The following is a 17,493-nucleotide window of genomic DNA, read 5'->3' as shown; positions in this document are numbered from 1 at the left end:
GTACTCAGTCGATCTTGTTGCGCTGCGCGTGCGGTGTGACACCAAAGCTGGATCGGTACACGCGCGAAAAGTGGCCGGGGTTTTCGAACCCGCAGGCAATTGCAATCTCGGTGACCGAGGCCTCGGTTTGCAGCAGCAACTTCTGGGCGCGCTCCAACCGCATCTCCATGAAGTACTTCTTGGGTGACGTATTCAGGTACTTCCCGAACAACCGTTCAAGCTGCCGAGTGGAAATTCCAAGCTCTTCGGCAATGAAGGACGGTGAGACAGGGGTTTCTATACTGTCCTGCATGATGTTGATCGCCTTGGCGAGATGCGCATTGCGCATGCCATTGCGTGATTGCAGCGAAACCCGCTGTTTCGCCGTTGCATTGCGCACCGCGTTGTAAACCATCTGATCAGCCACATCGATTGCCAACTCTTCGCCATGGTCGCGCTCGATCAGGTGAAGCATCAAGTCTGCCGTCGCAGTACCGCCGGACGCAGTAATGTGCTTTTCGTCAGCCACGAACACGCTGCGGACCAGATTAACTTCGGGAAACGCCTCCATGAAAGCGTCATGGTATTCCCAGTGGATCGCAGCCTGCATACCGTCAAGAAAACCGGCCTCGGCCAAAACCCAGGCACCCGAGCAAAGGGCCCCGATCGGCGTGCCGCGGGCGCGTTCGCGTCGCAGGGTAGCAAGCAAAGGACGCGTGACATGCTTGCGCATGTGGATACCCGACAGAACAAAAAGCTGGTCACATTTGGTTAGGCTTTCCAGTCCGGAATGCACCAGTGTAACTGACCCGTTGGAGCACACCGCTTGTTCGCCCTGTTCGGAAACGAAGTTCCAGCTATACAGGTCTTCCCCGCTTACAAGGTTTGCAATGCGCAGCGGTTCGACCGCGCATGAGAACGCGAGGTGCGAGAACTCTTCAACCAAGACAAATGTGATGTGCCGAGTTTGTGGCATGAGTTGTACCGTTTTGAAATTGGGGCAGCGCCCAAATGTGAGTCTATTTTGCAGGCGCCCATGCTGCACGAAATTTTTTTGTATACAAGTTGTATTTTCTTGGAATACATAGCACTCACCGCGCACGATTCGAACGCGGCAGCGAAAGAACGGATTCAGGGAATGAAAGACGAAGCCAAATCGCGTAAAACCGCGTTACAAGAGCATCTGAAAACATCCATCCTGACGCTGCGCCTGCAGCCAGGCACAGATCTGGACGAAGCGCATTTGTCCGACGAATTTGGTTTGTCACGCACACCGCTGCGCGAGGTCTTCAGGCAACTGGCCGGAGAAGGCTATCTGGATCTGCGAACAAATCGCAGCGCGCGGGTTTCCGAGATGTCGTATACCACGCTGCGCGATTTCTTCCTTGCCGCCCCAATGGTGTACGGCGCGATCCTGCGTCTGGCGGCGGTGAACGCGCGCGCGGCGCAGATCGACGCTCTAAAAGACGCGCAGCAAGCGTTCAAAGCGGCGCTGCGCAAGGGCTCTGGCGAAGACCGAGCACTGGCCAACAACCGTTTTCACGATGTGACCGGCGAAATGTCCGGTAATGTCTACCTTCTGCCGTCGTTCAACCGACTGCTGATCGATCACGCAAGGATCGGTATGACGTTTTATCGCCCGCAAAGCGGTGAAATGTCAGAAAACCTGTCCCTTGCCAGTCAGCAGCATGACGCGATCATCGCAGCGATCGAGGCACGAGATGAAGCCGCCGCCGCGAAGCTGGCAGAAGATCATTGGAACCTGTCACGCGATCAAATTGAGATGTTCGTGATGCCTGACGCGTTGGATGTCCCAATGGGCGTCCCGCCCCTTTCGAAACCTGCATGAGGACGGAATGAACCCGATTTTCAAGTTTGAGGGTATCTATACCCCTGTGGTCACGCCCTATCACGATGATGGCAGCGTAAATTGGGACGCCCTGTCCGACGTGATCGAATATCTGATCGAGAACGGCGTGCACGGTCTAATTTCGGGCGGCTCAACCGGTGAAAACTATGCTCAGACCGTGGACGAACGGCTGGAGTTGGCCAAATTCACCCATAAGAAGCTGAATGGCAGACTGCCGTTAGTGGTTGGCACAGGTGCGATGCTGACGTCGGACTCGATTGCCCTTGCATCGGGCGCACGTGAGATTGGTGCGGATGCTATCCTACTCGCCAGCCCGCCCTATTCGGTGCCAACCGACCGCGAAAACGCACTGAACGCACTGGCCATCGACAAGGCCGCGGACCTGCCTGTAATGCTGTACAACTACCCGCACCGCACCGGCACGATGATGGGTGAGGAATTCCTTGACCGTGTAGGCCGCAGCCGGAACTTCTGCGGCATCAAGGAAAGTTCGGGCGATATCAACAGGGTGCACCTGCTGGCGCGGGATTATCCGCACATCCAGCTGGGCTGCGGTATGGACGACCAGGCGCTGGAGTTCTTCGCCTGGGGCGCACCGTTCTGGGTCTGTGGCGGGTCGAACTTCCTGCCTGCCGAGCATGTGGCGCTTTACAATGCCTGCGTGATTGAGGGGAATTTCTCCAAAGGTCGGCGGATCATGTCGGCCATGATGCCGCTGATGCGGGTGTTGGAACAGGGTGGAAAGTTCATCCAGACCATCAAGCATGGCGTGACTATGAACGGGATCGATGCGGGCGCCATGCGGCCTCCGCTGAAGGGTCTGAACAAAGACGACAAACGCGCATTGGAACAGGTGACGCGTGTGCTCAAGAAGACAATCGCTGACATTGTGGCTGAGGGGTAAGAGACATGGATCTGCTGACACAGGACGAATACAAATCCATCGCCGCAGGCTTGACGCTGCCCACAGGCGCTTTCATCGACGGTGCCTTCCGTCCCGCGATTTCGGGTGAGACCTTTGAGACAGTGAACCCAGCCACTGGCGACAAACTGGCAGATATCGCATCTTGCGGCGCAGCGGATGTGGACTTTGCTGTCGAAAAGGCGCGCGAGGCGTTTGACGATGGCCGTTGGTCCAAGCTGCATCCGTCCGAACGCAAGGATGTGCTGATCCGGCTGTGCAAACTGATGACCCGCAATGCGCGCGAACTGGCGGTGATGGAAAGCATCGACAGCGGCAAGACCATCTTTGATTGCGAAACCGTGGATGTGCCCGAGACGATCCACTGCCTGAAATGGCACGCTGAGGCGATTGACAAGATTTACGATCAGGTCTCGCCGGCCAGCGACGATCACATCGCCATGGTCGTGCGCGAACCGATTGGCGTCGTCGGTCTGGTGCTGCCCTGGAACTTCCCGTTGCTGATGCTGGCATGGAAGATCGGGCCGGCTCTGGCGGCAGGGTGTTCAGTGGTGGTGAAACCAGCGGCGGAAACCACGCTGACCGCACTGCGTATGGCCGAGCTGGCGATGGAGGCTGGGTTGCCCCGCGGCGTTCTGAACATCGTTCCGGGCGGCGGCGCAGAGGTCGGCGAACCCATCGGGCGGAATATGGATATTGACATGGTGTCTTTCACCGGTTCGACCGTGACCGGCAAACGGTTCCTGACCTATTCCGCCGAAAGTAACGCCAAAGAGGTGGTGCTGGAGATGGGCGGCAAAAACCCGGCCATCGTCATGGATGACGCTGAAAACCTTGACCGTGTGGCCGCGCATGTTGTCAACGGCGCGTTCTGGAATATGGGCGAGAACTGCTCGGCCTCTTCCCGCCTGATCGTGCACAAGGATGCGAAGGCCGAGCTGCTGGAGCGCATCGCGCATCATGCCAAACAGTGGAATATCGGCGACCCGCTGGACCCGGAAACCCGCATGGGCGCGCTGGTAAGCGAAGGGCATTACAATAAGGTCTGCGGCTATCTGGATCAGGCCGAAAACGTGGTGATCGGTGGCAAAGCTGACAAAGGCTTTGTCGAGGCCACTGTGGTCGAAGTGCCCGGCAATGACGCCACCCTGGCGCGAGAGGAGATCTTTGGCCCGGTTCTGTCGGTAATCGAAGTTTCGGGTTTTGACGAAGCCATCAAGATTGCCAATGACACTGACTATGGCTTGTGCGCCTCGATCTTCACGGCCAATGCCAAGCGCGCAATTCGAGGCGCGCGGGCAATCCGGGCGGGCACTGTGACGGTCAACAGCTTTGGCGAAGGCGACATCACCACGCCATTTGGCGGCTACAAGCAGTCGGGCTTTGGCGGTCGCGACAATTCGGTCCACGCCCACGATCAGTACACCCAGTTGAAAACGATCTGGATCGATCTGGCCGATGACGCAGACGAGGCCGTGGATTGACGCGGTTCAAGGCCAAACGACTACCCCGACAGACGGGCCCGGCGGGATGGAATGCCATCCTGCCACCCCAGACGCCCCTGCCGGAGCTGGACAAGGACCTGACCGCTGACATCACAATTGTCGGCGGTGGGTTCGCCGGGCTCAGCACGGCGCGGCGTCTGTATCAACTGGATCCGTCACTCAAGGTCGTTCTACTGGAAGCCGGCCGATTTGCCGATGGCTCTGCAGGGCGAAACTCGGGATTTATGATCGACCTGCCACATGATCTGGCCTCGGACAACTACGCGGGCGATGCGTTAGAGGCAGATCGTGCTGCCATTGCGTTGAACCGCAAGGCCATAGCTTTTGCGACCGACGTAGCCTCGGACTGCGCACTGCCGCAAGAGATGTTCGACCCCTGCGGCAAGTACAATGCAGCCGCCACCAAAGTGGGCGACGCGCACAATAAAGAGTTTGCAGAACATCTGACGAAATTGGGCGAGCCGCATACGCTCTACGACCAGCAGCAGATGCAAGAGATCACGGGCAGCCCACACTACACCTCGGGGCTTTACGCACCAGGAACAGTGATGATCCAGCCCGCAGCCTACGTGCGGGCGCTTTCAGCCCAATTGGCTGATCAGATTGCCGTGTTCGAGAACTCGCCCGTCACCAGTTTCGAAAAGCAGGGCGCAGGCTGGGTGGTCAACACAGCCAAAGCCAGGGTCAGCACCGGGCGGATCATTCTGGCCAATAATGGCCATCTCGAAAGCTTTGGGTTCTACCAGCGACGATTGATGCATATCTGCCTTTACGCCTCGATCTCGGCCCCGCTGACCGAGGCACAGATCAAGACGCTTGGTGGACAATCGCGCTGGTCAGTGACACCGGCGGATCCGATGGGCACATCGGTACGGCGCATTTCCGGCAGCTACGGCGATCGCATCCTGATCCGCACCGGTTCCAGCTTTCATCCGACGATCGAAACCAGTGCGACGCGAATGCGCAATGCTGGCCGGGTACATGACCGCAAGTTCAAGGAACGTTTCCCGCACCTGCCAGACGTCAAGATGGAGCACCGCTGGGCCGGAATGCTCTGCCTTAGCAGAAACGGGTCCGCAGCGTTTGGTGAGCTTGAAAACGGCGTATTTTCGGCCTGCTGTCAGAATGGTCTTGGAATCGCCCGAGGGACCCTGCAGGGCATGGGGATCGCAGAACTGGTGATGCAAGGCGGATCAGAGATCGCGGATCACTTTCTAGCGCAGCCGGACCTTCCGCGCCTGCCGCCCGAGCCATTCGCATCGCTTGGGGCAAACAGCTACCTGTTCTGGAAAGAATGGCGATCCGGCAAGGAATGATGGTCAGGGCAAGCTGAGTTTAGCCATACGCCCGCCATCCACCGTGTAAACCTGCCCGGTGATAAAAGCCGCATCCGCTGACGCCAGAAAGGCAACGAGCGCTGCAACCTCTTCGGGTTGCCCGGTCCGGGCCACAGGGTGGATTTTGGCAACGTCACGACGGAATGCAGCGGGGTCGGGCATGGATTCAATGAAATCCTCGTTCAGATCAGTATCAATCCATCCCGGTGCGACGGCGTTGCAACGGACACCTTCAGCCCCGTGATCCACCGCAACGGCGCGGGTCAGCCCATGCAGCCCCGCTTTGGACGCGCAATAAGCCGCGTGACCGGGATTGCTGCCCAAACCTTCGATGGATCCTGTATTAACGATGCTGCCTTTGGTTTCGCGCAGATGCGGCAGCGCGGCTTTGATCATCAGGAACGGAGCGGTCAGGTTGACCATCAGGCTTCGGTGCCAGTCTTCTAGGCTCATGTCTTCGACCAAGGCTTCCTGCATCATACCCGCGTTGTTGATCAATACATCCAGGCGCCCAGCATCAGAGACCACTTCGCTGATCACCTGAGCCGGGCTGTCGGGATCGGCGAAATCCGCTGCGATGCCTTGAAACTCGCTGTCTTCTCCTCGTTGCGCGGTAAAGACCTGTGCGCCTTCATCCCGCAACCGACGGGCAATGGCCTGACCGATGCCGCTGCGCCCGCCTGTGACCAATGCCACCTTGCCCTCGAACCGCTTCATGAAACGGGCTTCCCACCGTTGACCTCAACCAGCGTACCGCAAACATAACGCGACGCGTCTGAGACGAGGAACATGATGACGTCTGCAATATCCTCGGGTTCAGCGATGCGGCCCAGCGGCACGGTCTGGCCCAACTCGGCCACGGCCGTATCTGGATCAAAGCCGCGCTTTTCAAAACCCGAGCGCAGCATAGGCGTATTCACCTCATTCGGGCATACAGCGTTGATGCGGATACCCTGATGGGCATGGTCCATTCCCATACACTGGGTGAGGGACGCAATGGCCGCTTTGGTCATACAATAAACGGCGTGATTGGGGCCAGGGCGCAGCCCCCAACAAGACGCAGTGTTGACGATAGCCCCCCCTCCCGTTTCTGCCATGATCGGAATCGCCGCGCGACAGATACGGAACGGGGCTTCGACATTGACGCCCAGTGACAACGACCAATCCGCATCTGACGTATCAGTGACAGACCCGCGTGTGATGACACCTGCGTTGTTGATCACGATATCGAGCCCGCCCAGCGCAGCCGCCGCGGCCTGGGGCAATTGGTCGGCATAGTCTGGATCAAGCAGATCGCCGGGCAGATGCGCGTCGGCCTCAATGCCAACGACCGACCGGTCCGCAACCGCGACCCGCGCTCCGGCTTCCCGCAAACGGTGAACGATTGACGCCCCGATGCCGCCAGCCGCACCAGTGACCAAAGCCGATTTTCCATTCAGGGTCATGAGATCATCCACAGTTAGAACGACGCGACAGGAGTTCCGAATTGGCTTTCGTCAGGCACCACGCCCAGCCCCGGCCCGGTAGGTAGTGCAATATGCCCGCCTTTGATCTGGATGCCATTTTCGGGATCGTAATTGCCTTCGATATAAGGCGCGGCAAGCCAGACGCCTTCCAACAGATCGGGCCGAACCGTTGCACCGACATGAGTGCAGGCAGCGGCGATGATATCCCCACCCCAACTGTCATCGCAGGTGTGCGGAAGATTGCGGGCCTCGCAAATGTCGCGGAAAGCGCGCATGGGGTGCAACCCACCGATCCGAGTGACTTTCATCCCGAAACCGTCGACCAGACCGGTCCCTGCTGCTGAGATCACTGTGTTCAGGTCGGTGCTGTTTTCGTCTATGTAAATACCGTGCGTTACCTGAGGGCGGATCTTCTGCAGATCCTCGATGGTGTTGCAGGGCTGTTCCATGATGAACGGGATTTCCGGACACTCGCGGCTGACGCGCAAAGCGTCACGTGTGGTCCAGCCCCGGTTGCCGTCGACCGCCAGACGCATGCCTGAACCATTGACGACGTCCCAGACCTTGCGGATGGTTTCGATGTCGATCTCAACCGGGCGGCCCCCGACCTTGATCTGTAAACGCGGGTAGCCTTCGGCCATCTTTTCGGCGGCCAGACGGGCAATATCGTCCGGCGCACCAACGCCAGTGGCATAATAGGACGGCACCGTGTCTGTGGTTGCTCCGCCCAGCAGATCGCAGACAGGAACGCCCAGATGTTTGCCCAACACATCATGAACTGCGATATCGATAGCCGCTTTGGCATATGTGTGCCCGTTCAGCAGCCCATCCATCTGGCGATGCAAGTTTAGCGGAAGTGCTTCGGTTCCGATCAGGCCGGGGGCCATTTCGATCAATGCAGCGCGGGCGCCTTTTGCATGCGCCTCGGCGTAGGTCGGGCCAACCGGGCAGGTCTCGCCCCAACCCACCAGACCGTTATCCGCAACGACTTTGACCAGAGTGGTATCAAGCGACCAGACCTGTGCTTTGGCCATGGTGTATGGTCCGTTTTTGACCGGCAGGTCGTGGCTGTAGATATGGAGTTCGGCGATCTTCATGCTGCTCTGCTTGTCCTGAACGAAAAAAGGGCCCGCCCGGATTGTGGGCGGGCCAGTACGGGGAGATTGTATCAGTAGGTCTGGTTCAACTCATCCGCTGCCGGGATTTCCCTTTCGCGGCGCGCGATATAGTCGAGAAGCGCCTCATTTTTGGCTTCGTCCAGTGTTGGTTCTTGATATTCGGCCAGCAGCTTGCGTGCGTGCTTCAAGGCGCGTTCGGTGATTTCCACTTCGCCCTCGGCTACCCATTGTTCGATCGAGTTGTTGTCAAAGAGTTCAGGCATAAAGAACGCCGTCTGGAAATTGTCCTGCGTGTGCGGGTGGCCAAGGTAGTGACCGCCGGGGCCTACATCTGGAACCGCCGCCAGAGCCTGATCGAAATCGTGCCACTTCGGGCCTTCCGCCATGCGGTAAGCCATCGCGCATTGTTCGGCATCAACTACAAACTTGGCGACCGAACAGTGCATGCCCGCCTCGTTCCAACCTGCCGAGTGCCAGATATAATTGGCTCCGGCGTGGATCACCGCGCTGAGCGTTGTGGCGGATTCGTATCCCGCTTGCGCGTCAAACGTCTTGGCCCCGCCCAGCGTGTTCGAAGTGCGCCACGGTACGTCGTAGAACCGCGCCATCTGACCGATCATGAAATTCATCAGGCTGATTTCAGGTGTGCCCGCCATGGGCGCACCGGATTTCATTGACACGGTCGAAAGGTAATGCCCCCAGATCGCAGGTGCGCCCTTGCGGATCACCTGTGTGTAGGCCAGCGCCGACAACGCCTCGGCTGTCAGCTGCGCTACGGTCGCGGGCACCGACGCGGGTGTGTTCGCACCACCCAAAACGAAAGGCGAGCACAAAACCGGCTGGTTGCGTCGGCTAAAGGCGCGCATCGCGCCCAGCATGGTTTCATCCCACACCAATGGGCTGTTGCCGTTGCAGTTGCCGGTGGTGACTGGGTGGTCGTCGATAAAGCCTTCGCCGAACAGGATATCGCACATATCCATCACATCCTCGGCGTTCTTGGGCGAGGTTGTCATGCCCATGAAAGTCTTGTCCGAGTATTTCATCGACGAATAGGTGATGCGCAGATGCCGCTGGCTGATCGGGTGATCGTAAGGCTCGACGATGTGGTGGGCCGAGCTGTGCAATGCAGGCATCATATGCGACAGCTTGTGGAACATCGCCAGATCATCCAGCGTCGGATTCCGCCGCACGTCATCCAGATCGCGCAGGAAAGGCGCGCCGGTCATCGGAACAAAGATCGAGTGTTTGCCACCTAGTGCGAGGTTTTTTTGCGGGTCGCGCGCATGATAGGTGAACTGCGCTGGAATGGTCGAGATCAGCTCGCGGACCATGTTGCGGTCCAGATAGACCAACTCACCGACAACCTTGGCACCGGCTTTCTTCCAATCTTCCAGCGCGATGGGGTCGCGGAATTGAACGCCGACGTTTTCCAGAATGTCCATCGCGGCGTTGTCGATGCGTTCGACCTGGCTTCCGTCCATGACTTCGCAAACGGGAATGCCTCGGGTCAGGCCCGGCAGCATGGCAAAGTTCGGAGCGGTACGTTGGGCGCGGCGGGCAGAGCGTCCACCGGACCGCGCAGCTGTGCGAGTAGTCAAAGGGCAATCCTCCAATTTTCAAACAAACTGGCGGATTCGCCGGGCGATCACCTCTCTGATTGCGATATGTGCTTGCAGGAAGCGACACGGGTCACATCCCGGTATTTTCGTACGCACGCAGCGCAAGCGAACCTTTGGTTACCTTTCGTTAAGTAACCTGCTTCACTGTCAAACAGGTGCATACATCTGCAACACGTACCCGTATGGTTGTTTCAGGAGGGGCGCAGAAATGCACCACGCGACGGAAATGCTGATCATCGGCGCCGGTTTTTCAGGGCTGACCATGGCGCTTGAGGCCCGCAAACGTGGCCTCTCCGATATTGCGATTCTGGAAAAGGCCGATGATATCGGTGGCACGTGGCGCGAAAATACCTATCCCGGCGTAGCCTGTGATGTGCCCTCGCACCTTTATTCCATGGCCACCCATCCGAACCCGCACTGGAGCCGTGCTTATGCCGGGGGTGCCGAAATTCAGGCCTACTTGAAAAACGTCGCGCGACAAGAAGGACTTTATGATCTGTGCCATTTCGGGCGCGAACTTAAGTCGGCCAGATGGGATGGCGGCCGCTGGCACGTTGAAACCGTCGATGGGGATCTATGGTTGGCCCGGTTTCTGGTCTCTGCAATTGGGGCCTTGCATCATCCGAGTATTCCGAATCTTCCGGGCGCAGAAAGTTTTCCCGGCCCCAGTTTTCACTCGGCCCAATGGGACCACCAAGTGGATCTGACAGACAAAGAGATTGCAGTTGTCGGCACCGGGGCGTCGGCTGTGCAATTCGTGCCTGAGATCGCCAAACTCGCACGCCATGTCACCATCTTTCAGCGCAGCGCGCCATACGTGATGCCGCGTCCGGATGGCCCGATCGCGCCGTGGGTACGCAAGCTATACGCCCGCATTCCTTTGTTGCCACGTATCAGACGCAAGCTGATTTTCATGTTTTTTGAGTTCCGTCACCGCGTGTTCCGGGGCGAAGAGCGGGCGATGAATTTTGCTCTGAAGATGTGGCGAAAATCGCTGGAAACCGCGATCACCGACCCAGAGGAACAGCGCGTTCTGACACCCGACTACCAGATCGGCTGCAAACGCATTCTCAGCTCGAATGACTGGTACCCGACGCTCGCCCGCGACAATGTCAGCGTTGTCCCGCAGGGCGTTGCCCATATCGACGGGGATAAAATCATTGCAACGGACGGTACTGAGGTCCGGGCTGATGTGCTGATCTGGGGCACCGGCTTTCACGTGACCAATGTGGTTGAGCGGCTGGACATCACGGGCTCTGACGGACTGACACTGCGCACGGCATGGGCAGACGGTATGAACGCTCATCTGGGCACTTCAGTCGCGGGATTCCCCAATTTCTTTGTTTTGCTGGGTCCGCATACAGGTTTGGGGCACAACTCAGTCGTGCTGATGATCGAGGCGCAGGTCGAGCATATCGGCCGAATTCTGAGCGAGATGAAGCGCAAAGGGTTTTCCGCAATCACACCTCACGAGACAAAACAGGCGGGCTTTAAGCAGGAAATGGCGGATCGTCACGCCGACAGTGTCTGGCAGTCCGGGGGGTGTACCTCATGGTACATAGATGCGGACGGTAAGAACACGACTCTTTGGCCGGGAACTGTTGGCGAATTTCAAAAACGCATGGCACAGTCAGGGCTGGAGCAATACATTCCCGTTGGATCCGGAGATAGCTAAATGACAATTGTTCTAAGTCTGATCGCAGCTTTTATCGTCTTTCTTCTGGCCATGGCATTGTGGACCCGAAAGATAATGCGTCAGGGTCTGAAAACCGTGCCACAGCTGGGTCAGATTGTGCCCGTTCAGGGCGGCAGCATTCACTTTGTGGAAAAGGGCGATCCCAACGCACAAACCATCGTCATGATTCACGGCCTCGCCGGGCAGTTACAGCACTTCACGTACGCGCTGGTGGATCAACTGTCAGAGGAATACCACGTCATAGCGCTGGATCGACCCGGATGCGGGTACTCGACACGAGACATGGCAGACCTGGCGCATTTGCCGAAACAAGCCGCAATGATTGCCGAATTTCTGGAAACCAAAGGCGTTGATCAAGCCGTGCTGGTCGGACACTCGTTGGGAGGCGCGATATCGCTGGCACTGGCTTTGGATCATCCCCAGCGGGTGTCCGGCCTTGCTTTGTTGGCCCCGCTGACGCACAGGCTGCCCGAAACACCGGTGATCTTCAAACCGCTCGAAATCCGGACAGAATGGCTGCGCAGCCTGATTGCCAACACGATCGCGGTGCCCATGGCCTCAAAAACAGCGCCGCACAGTCTGGGCGTGGCCTTTGGGCCAGAAACCCCACCGGATGACTTTCTGGACCGTGCAGGCGGCGCGCTTGGATTGCGCCCTTCGGCATTTATTACCGCCTCGCAGGATGTCATAGGCTTGGATGCCAGCTGCGACGCTCAGGTGGCCAGATATCCCGAGCTGTCTGTACCTGGGGGTATCCTCTACGGCCGCCAGGACGCGCTCCTGTCTCCGGCGCTTCATGGCCCCCCGATGACCAAATATGGCCTGAGTTACGAAGAACTGGACGGGCTGGGTCATATGATTCTGATTACAGAACCGGAAACATGCGCTGCGTTCATCCGCAGGATCGTAGAAGCGACGACAGCCCCTTGTACGTCCACGCAGAAGGCGATGCCTGAGGCGGTAAAAGAAATCCCCGGTTAGGGTGATTTCCCTCTTGACCCTCCCCGGCCCCTCGCTTAAATCGCCTCTCACTCAAGGCGGAGTAGCTCAGTTGGTTAGAGCAGCGGAATCATAATCCGCGTGTCGGGGGTTCAAGTCCCTCCTCCGCTACCAAATCGCTCAAGTTTAGTATATGATTTTGAAAGAAAATCATATCTTCCCTTGAAAAGGTCCCGCCATCTTTCCCACCACTTGGTTTCTAAAAACCTATTGGAAAGGAAAAATGATGCAAAATGCCTCACCTAAGGAAATCTGCGACGAAATGCTGGGTGTAGCTTATCAGGCCGCTGGCTTGGCAGTGGCGCTGGACAATACGTTCTTCTTCGACAATGGCGGGCTGCAAGGCATACACCCCCAAACACTAAAGGCGTTGGATGGCATCGCAAAAGCGCTGTGTAGATCCACAGACATGCTCGTTGATCAGATCGAAGCACTCGATCTTGCGGCCGATTGGTCTGACGTCGCCAAGGGCTGCCCAAAGTTGGTCAGCCGAAGCATAGTCTTGTCAAATCAGGTCAGGTCTTCGACACGCGCGTCTGGCGCATTTCGTTTTACGGACTCAATTCCATTATCCCGAGCAGATGCACTGGTGTAGCTCTCGCTGGTACCGATCACCTGCCCGTTGCTGGCTTTGAGGTTAAACATGTACCTGCCTGACTTCGTCTCCTTACGCTCGTACCGGTCGTCGTTTGGCGCATTAGTCTTCACTGACTCGATGCCGTTCTCGGCACTTGCTTTTTGTACATAACCTTCGCTGGCCAAAGTAATCTCGCCATTTCCAGCTTTGAGCCGAAACCGGAACTCTCCCGCTTTGTCTACTAAAACCTCGAATTTTCCAGCCATGTGATTTACCTCCTTATAGTTGAACAAAAAAATCTACATGACGTTGCTATGTTCACCAGTCACTCACAAGGTAAAAAAATAGAAGAAACTATGTCACCCAGCTGGTGAGTTTCGAAACAGCGGTTCGAAGTCTAGAATTAGCTACTTAGCAACTGTTTTTGTCAGGGAGCTGGGACGGCGTTTGGCTTTCGGCTATTTGCCGAGATCGGAGGATAGGTGTGTCCAGTAACTCGCTGGTGCTGGCCGTTCCAAAAAATTTGCGACACATCCCTCTCGCTGGTGGTTGTGGATTTATAGACAAACAAATTTGAAGACGTTCACAGGCGCAGAACAAGTGGAGTCACCTTGTGTCTTGCTTGGAATAAAAACTCACGAGCTTCGTTGTCGTGTTACAACATTAGCTTCAACTGGATGTTCAAATGAGAAAGATATCGGCTCAGCTTCTTAAGACCAGCCTTGTGCTCGGCTTGTTGTTGCCTCTGCAGCTTGCCGTACCGATGGACTGGCAACTGTCATCTCTTTCTGTCGCATGGGCAGACGACCATGACGACGACGGGGATGACGGGGATGATGACCGGGATGACGACAGAGGCGATGGAGGCAGCAGAGGTGGTGGTGGCTCAGGAGGCGGTCAAAGGTCCTCAGGCGAAAACCCGCTTGGCAACCTTTTCAGACGGTTGACCAACCGACCACCTGCGCCGCAGCCCGCGCAGGCGCCTGCCCCGGCACCTCTCGAACTGCCGACGCGTGCAACTGCGGAAATAGTTGTCGCCGATGCATCGTCCGAGGATCTGGAACAACTTCTATCAGAAGGATTTGCAATTGCCGCGACAGAAAACCTGGAAGCCTCTGATCGGGTTCTGACTCGTCTGACTACACCCGGCGGGCTGAATCTAGAAGCCGCTCGGGATCGGGTGCGCGCTCTTCCAAGCGGTGGCACTGCAGATTTTAATCATTATTATCGCTTTGAACAAAGCGAAACGCGCGTGGCATCGTCGAGTCCATGTTTGCATGAAAACTGCCCGGCATGGGAAATGATCAAATGGCCAAGTATCGAGCACGCTCGGGCAACCTGCCCCGTGCGGGTTCCCGTGGGCATGATCGATACCGGAATAAATACTGACCATGAGATCATGACCGGTGCGCGGCTGGAGTTGATTCAAGTTTCCAACCAATCCCTTTCGCCATCCAAAGCGATTCATGGCACCGCAGTAGCGTCCCTTATGATCGGTGATCCCGACAGCCGGGTTCCCGGACTGATTCACGGTGCAGAGGTCATCGCAGTGGACGCGTTTGCGCGCGAAGGCTCGGACGAACGCGCGGACATAATCTCGTTGCTGCGCGGGTTGGACGTTTTGAAAGCCCGTGGTGTACGTGTCGTTAACCTGTCTCTGACCGGCCCCAACAACAGCCTTTTGGAGAACATCGTCAATCAGATGGTGGAGGAAGATGGGATCGTTCTAGTCGCGGCAGCCGGGAACGAAGGCCCGGCCGGAGAACTGAGATATCCCGCAGCATATGACACAGTACTGGCTGTAACAGCCGTGGATGCGCGGACACGCATTTATCGCAAAGCGCAGCGCGGGCCGCATATCGAGTTGACAGCGCCGGGCGTCAACATGTTGTCTGCCACATCCATTCGCGGTGCGCGTATGAAGTCGGGTACCTCTTTTGCCGTTCCTTTTGTCACTGCGGCGGTTGCAATCATGCTATCGCAAGATGGCACGTTGTCACCAGATCAGGTGCGGGAGCTTTTGAGAAATACCGCTCAGGACCTGGGCGCGCCCGGTGCAGATGAGGTCTTCGGCCACGGGCTGCTGAATGCTGCGACCCTATGCTAGATTTCCGCTTTAAGGCGTCCAACCGTTTTCAATCAAATTCGCTTCGGCGGCGGGGTCGAGTGACGCCCCTGCCCCCAGCCGATCCAGAAACGGCATCAACCCCTGCATTTCCGCACCGCTTGCCGTCACAAATCCGTCCTCAGCACCTGACGCAGACAGCGGCTCTGACATCGTCACTTCCACCATCCAGCTGTCGGACATGATACAGGCGATGCCGAGGTCGATGCGTTGCGCTGCGCGGTTGATGACCTCGAACTCCCGGCAATATCCGTCTGAAATCGGCAACGTGGCGAGGATCATAAACTCCTGATCCGTCCCTGCTGCCTCTGGCACGCCAGACGGCAAGTTGTTCAACGCAACGGCGAGCTTAGAGCTAGTATCGACGGGCCCCAAAGTCAGATTCAGCGCGGAAGTCGGCGCAAACAGGTCTGGACCTGTGACAACGGCAAGTGCCAGCGTCGCCGCCACAGCGGTGCTTATCCACACGGCGGGTCGTTTCCGAAAGGGTATGATCTCGGCTGTCTGCGGCTCACCCAGAATGGCGTTCTTGATCTCCTGGGGCACGGGTTCGTCCACAGGATCGCTGAACGCCTGCAACAGGGCTTCATTTGCGGCCATGAGATTGTCGACATAGGCCTGATCCTCGAGGTGATCCGCCAAATGCATGACAACGGCGGCGGCCTCTTCGGGTGAAAGTTCCCCATCCACAAAAGCTGCGAGGCGGGAATGGTCCATTGTAGGTTTAGCACTCATTGCATCGGCCCTTTCGTCATCCCCAATTGCGGCAGCAGAGCGTCTCTGGCCCGCGACAAACGGCTCATAACCGTGCCGACGGGCACCTCCAGGACATCTGCAGTCTCTTTGTAGGTCAGCCCTTCGACCGCAACGAGGGACAAAACAATGCGCTGTTTCTCGGGTAGTGCACCCATAGCGCTTCTTGCCATGTCGAGCATCATCCGATCCTCGGGAAGACGCGCTGATCGCCCCTCATCGCTCAAACCCGCCAGTTCGGGGTCTACAGGCGCCCCGCGCGTCTTGGCCCGTCGACGATCATCGATCCAGAGGGTTTGAATAATTCGGTACATCCAACTGTCCATACGCGTCCCTTCGCGGAACTGGGCTGCGTTCTTTAAAGCCTTCACACAGGCAGACTGCACCAAATCATCGGCGTCCGGCTGGTTGCCTGCCAGAGACAGTGCAAATCGGCGCAGTTTTGGCACCAGCGCCACCAGATCTTTACGGAACCGGTCCGTCATGCCGTCTCTCCTGTTTCGGGTCATGTCCAATGACAACGAATGGTAGCGAATACTATTCCACGGGACCGAAGAAAAAATGAAGACGCGTGTCGTTTGAACACGACCCAGTATGTTCTGACCAACCCAAAACAAATTTCTCAAAAAAGATGGAATAGATCGCAATCAGCCTCGTTGTCCCAGCAAGACTACAATCAATCAGGAGCTGAAATGATGTTCGATACCGCAATGGATGTTCCCCCTGTCAACGGACCAATGACGACCACCCGGCTTTCGGTCCGTGTCGGCGAACGTACACTGTCCGCCGACATTCACATCCCGAGCATGCCCGCGCCCGATACCCCTCCCTTGTTGGCTTTGCACGGAATTTCACGGCGTGCTTCAGTGATGACCAAAGCTTTCGCAAACCATTGTGAGGCCAAAGGGCAAGTACTGATCACGCCCCGTTTCTCTAGAAAGCAATGGCCACATTTTCAACGCATTGGCAACTGCCGGCCCGACCGATCCCTTCTCGCAATGCTCGCTTTGGTTGAGCAAATGGGTGTTAAAAACACAAACAAGCTCGACCTATTTGGCTATTCCGGCGGCGCGCAGCTCGCGCACCGATTTGCAATGCTTTACCCGCAACGTGTGGCCACCCTACATATCGCGGCAGCCGGTTGGTATTGCCTGCCGGACTTTACACAGCCCTTTCCGATGGGTTTGGCCCCGGCGAAAAAGCCCCTGAAGATAAACGTCCCCACCTTGGCTCATAATCAATTGCGGCATTACCTCGAACTGAAACTTCGGGTCTATGTGGGTGCTGAGGATCATTGCCGGGATGATGCCCTGCGAAAAGGGCATGATATCGACGATGTCCAAGGCCGCAACCGGTTGGCCCGCGCGCGGCATTATTGCAGGGCCTTTCGAGCTGCCGCCGAAGCCCGGGGAATCGTCCCTGATCTGTCTCTGACGGAAATCCCCAACTGTGCGCATAGCTTCGCTGACTGCGCCGAAGCGGGTTTAATAAAACTTGTCTGTGAATCTTAAATTCTTTGAGAACAGG

16 protein-coding genes and 1 tRNA gene are annotated in these 17,493 nt (G+C 57.2%); 9 read left to right on the top strand and 8 right to left on the bottom strand.

All coding sequences use genetic code 11. The features are described from left to right. Positions 1 to 4: 4 nt before the first annotated feature. The gene (locus ACR0EV_RS00680) at positions 5 to 955 is read right to left on the bottom strand and encodes a GlxA family transcriptional regulator (protein WP_171647848.1); all 951 of its coding nucleotides are present in this window, start codon (positions 953 to 955) and stop codon (positions 5 to 7) included. A 162-nt stretch (positions 956 to 1,117) separates the two neighbouring features. Between ACR0EV_RS00680 and ACR0EV_RS00675 the strand changes: the two genes are divergently transcribed. The 4 genes from ACR0EV_RS00675 to ACR0EV_RS00660 are packed head-to-tail and all read left to right on the top strand — an operon-like array spanning position 1,118 to position 5,592. After that, positions 1,118 to 1,828, top strand: coding sequence for a GntR family transcriptional regulator (locus ACR0EV_RS00675; RefSeq protein ID WP_480798343.1), 711 nt, complete (start codon positions 1,118 to 1,120; stop codon positions 1,826 to 1,828). Between the two features lie 7 nt (positions 1,829 to 1,835). Then, positions 1,836 to 2,753: a dihydrodipicolinate synthase family protein gene (locus ACR0EV_RS00670; protein ID WP_480798342.1), complete on the top strand. Its 918-nt coding sequence runs from the start codon at positions 1,836 to 1,838 to the stop codon at positions 2,751 to 2,753. Between the two features lie 5 nt (positions 2,754 to 2,758). After that, positions 2,759 to 4,255, top strand: a complete 1,497-nt coding sequence (locus tag ACR0EV_RS00665) for an aldehyde dehydrogenase (RefSeq protein WP_480798341.1) — start codon at positions 2,759 to 2,761, stop codon at positions 4,253 to 4,255. Continuing rightward, a complete protein-coding gene (locus tag ACR0EV_RS00660; RefSeq protein ID WP_480798340.1) occupies positions 4,252 to 5,592 on the top strand; it encodes an NAD(P)/FAD-dependent oxidoreductase in 1,341 nt (446 codons plus the stop codon). The genes ACR0EV_RS00665 and ACR0EV_RS00660 overlap by 4 nt, the downstream gene beginning before the upstream one ends. 3 nt (positions 5,593 to 5,595) lie before the next feature. Here the strand turns inward: ACR0EV_RS00660 and ACR0EV_RS00655 are convergent, their stop codons facing one another. The 4 genes from ACR0EV_RS00655 to ACR0EV_RS00640 form a co-directional block, all read right to left on the bottom strand. After that, positions 5,596 to 6,330 (bottom strand): SDR family NAD(P)-dependent oxidoreductase, encoded by a 735-nt coding sequence (locus tag ACR0EV_RS00655; protein ID WP_480798339.1) that lies wholly within the window; start codon positions 6,328 to 6,330, stop codon positions 5,596 to 5,598. Next, complete coding sequence (locus ACR0EV_RS00650; protein ID WP_480798338.1) at positions 6,327 to 7,058, bottom strand: SDR family NAD(P)-dependent oxidoreductase; 732 nt, start codon at positions 7,056 to 7,058, stop codon at positions 6,327 to 6,329. The genes ACR0EV_RS00655 and ACR0EV_RS00650 overlap by 4 nt, the downstream gene beginning before the upstream one ends. A gap of 14 nt (positions 7,059 to 7,072) precedes the next feature. Next, a complete protein-coding gene (locus ACR0EV_RS00645; protein WP_480798337.1) occupies positions 7,073 to 8,176 on the bottom strand; it encodes a mandelate racemase/muconate lactonizing enzyme family protein in 1,104 nt (367 codons plus the stop codon). 71 nt (positions 8,177 to 8,247) lie between these two features. Further along, a complete protein-coding gene (locus ACR0EV_RS00640) occupies positions 8,248 to 9,795 on the bottom strand; it encodes a trimethylamine methyltransferase family protein (protein WP_480798336.1) in 1,548 nt (515 codons plus the stop codon). 229 nt (positions 9,796 to 10,024) lie between these two features. On the opposite strand from ACR0EV_RS00640, the gene ACR0EV_RS00635 reads away from it, so the two are divergent. The 3 genes from ACR0EV_RS00635 (at position 10,025) to ACR0EV_RS00625 (ending at position 12,625) form a co-directional block, all read left to right on the top strand. Beyond that, the gene (locus ACR0EV_RS00635) at positions 10,025 to 11,491 is read left to right on the top strand and encodes a flavin-containing monooxygenase (RefSeq protein ID WP_480798335.1); all 1,467 of its coding nucleotides are present in this window, start codon (positions 10,025 to 10,027) and stop codon (positions 11,489 to 11,491) included. Beyond that, the gene (locus ACR0EV_RS00630) at positions 11,492 to 12,493 is read left to right on the top strand and encodes an alpha/beta fold hydrolase (protein ID WP_480798334.1); all 1,002 of its coding nucleotides are present in this window, start codon (positions 11,492 to 11,494) and stop codon (positions 12,491 to 12,493) included. 55 nt (positions 12,494 to 12,548) lie between these two features. Beyond that, positions 12,549 to 12,625: transfer RNA gene (locus ACR0EV_RS00625), tRNA-Met, on the top strand. Between the two features lie 396 nt (positions 12,626 to 13,021). On the opposite strand, the gene ACR0EV_RS00620 is transcribed toward ACR0EV_RS00625, so the two are convergent. Further along, a complete protein-coding gene (locus tag ACR0EV_RS00620) occupies positions 13,022 to 13,354 on the bottom strand; it encodes a YegP family protein (RefSeq protein ID WP_480798333.1) in 333 nt (110 codons plus the stop codon). A gap of 419 nt (positions 13,355 to 13,773) precedes the next feature. On the opposite strand from ACR0EV_RS00620, the gene ACR0EV_RS00615 reads away from it, so the two are divergent. After that, entirely contained in the window at positions 13,774 to 15,195 is a 1,422-nt protein-coding gene (locus ACR0EV_RS00615) for a S8 family serine peptidase (RefSeq protein WP_480798332.1), read from the top strand. A 9-nt stretch (positions 15,196 to 15,204) separates the two neighbouring features. Here ACR0EV_RS00615 and ACR0EV_RS00610 read toward each other — a convergent pair whose 3' ends face one another. Further along, entirely contained in the window at positions 15,205 to 15,948 is a 744-nt protein-coding gene (locus ACR0EV_RS00610; RefSeq protein WP_480798331.1) for an anti-sigma factor family protein, read from the bottom strand. Next, positions 15,945 to 16,451 carry an RNA polymerase sigma factor gene (locus tag ACR0EV_RS00605; RefSeq protein WP_480798330.1) on the bottom strand — a complete coding sequence of 169 codons (507 nt, stop codon included), beginning with the start codon at positions 16,449 to 16,451 and terminating at the stop codon, positions 15,945 to 15,947. The genes ACR0EV_RS00610 and ACR0EV_RS00605 overlap by 4 nt, the downstream gene beginning before the upstream one ends. Before the next feature lie 210 nt (positions 16,452 to 16,661). On the opposite strand from ACR0EV_RS00605, the gene ACR0EV_RS00600 reads away from it, so the two are divergent. Further along, a complete protein-coding gene (locus tag ACR0EV_RS00600) occupies positions 16,662 to 17,477 on the top strand; it encodes an alpha/beta fold hydrolase (RefSeq protein WP_480798329.1) in 816 nt (271 codons plus the stop codon). The last annotated feature ends 16 nt before the right edge of the window (positions 17,478 to 17,493 follow it).

Source organism: Ruegeria sp. CF8, assembly GCF_056537285.1.
The sequence above is the reverse complement of the archived record's forward strand: the minus strand, read 5'-3'. Positions and strand labels throughout refer to the sequence as shown.

What these genes read in the sequence shown, in the direction of transcription:
- ACR0EV_RS00600 (WP_480798329.1), top strand. Translation starts at nt 16,662, where the DNA reads ATGTTCGATACCGCAATGGATGTTCCCCCTGTCAACGGACCAATGACG.
- ACR0EV_RS00655 (WP_480798339.1), bottom strand. Translation starts at nt 6,330, where the DNA reads ATGAAGCGGTTCGAGGGCAAGGTGGCATTGGTCACAGGCGGGCGCAGC.
- ACR0EV_RS00645 (WP_480798337.1), bottom strand. Translation starts at nt 8,176, where the DNA reads ATGAAGATCGCCGAACTCCATATCTACAGCCACGACCTGCCGGTCAAA.
- ACR0EV_RS00665 (WP_480798341.1), top strand. Translation starts at nt 2,759, where the DNA reads ATGGATCTGCTGACACAGGACGAATACAAATCCATCGCCGCAGGCTTG.
- ACR0EV_RS00650 (WP_480798338.1), bottom strand. Translation starts at nt 7,058, where the DNA reads ATGACCCTGAATGGAAAATCGGCTTTGGTCACTGGTGCGGCTGGCGGC.
- ACR0EV_RS00615 (WP_480798332.1), top strand. Translation starts at nt 13,774, where the DNA reads ATGAGAAAGATATCGGCTCAGCTTCTTAAGACCAGCCTTGTGCTCGGC.
- ACR0EV_RS00605 (WP_480798330.1), bottom strand. Translation starts at nt 16,451, where the DNA reads ATGACGGACCGGTTCCGTAAAGATCTGGTGGCGCTGGTGCCAAAACTG.
- ACR0EV_RS00635 (WP_480798335.1), top strand. Translation starts at nt 10,025, where the DNA reads ATGCACCACGCGACGGAAATGCTGATCATCGGCGCCGGTTTTTCAGGG.
- ACR0EV_RS00675 (WP_480798343.1), top strand. Translation starts at nt 1,118, where the DNA reads ATGAAAGACGAAGCCAAATCGCGTAAAACCGCGTTACAAGAGCATCTG.
- ACR0EV_RS00680 (WP_171647848.1), bottom strand. Translation starts at nt 955, where the DNA reads ATGCCACAAACTCGGCACATCACATTTGTCTTGGTTGAAGAGTTCTCG.
- ACR0EV_RS00620 (WP_480798333.1), bottom strand. Translation starts at nt 13,354, where the DNA reads ATGGCTGGAAAATTCGAGGTTTTAGTAGACAAAGCGGGAGAGTTCCGG.
- ACR0EV_RS00610 (WP_480798331.1), bottom strand. Translation starts at nt 15,948, where the DNA reads ATGAGTGCTAAACCTACAATGGACCATTCCCGCCTCGCAGCTTTTGTG.
- ACR0EV_RS00630 (WP_480798334.1), top strand. Translation starts at nt 11,492, where the DNA reads ATGACAATTGTTCTAAGTCTGATCGCAGCTTTTATCGTCTTTCTTCTG.
- ACR0EV_RS00670 (WP_480798342.1), top strand. Translation starts at nt 1,836, where the DNA reads ATGAACCCGATTTTCAAGTTTGAGGGTATCTATACCCCTGTGGTCACG.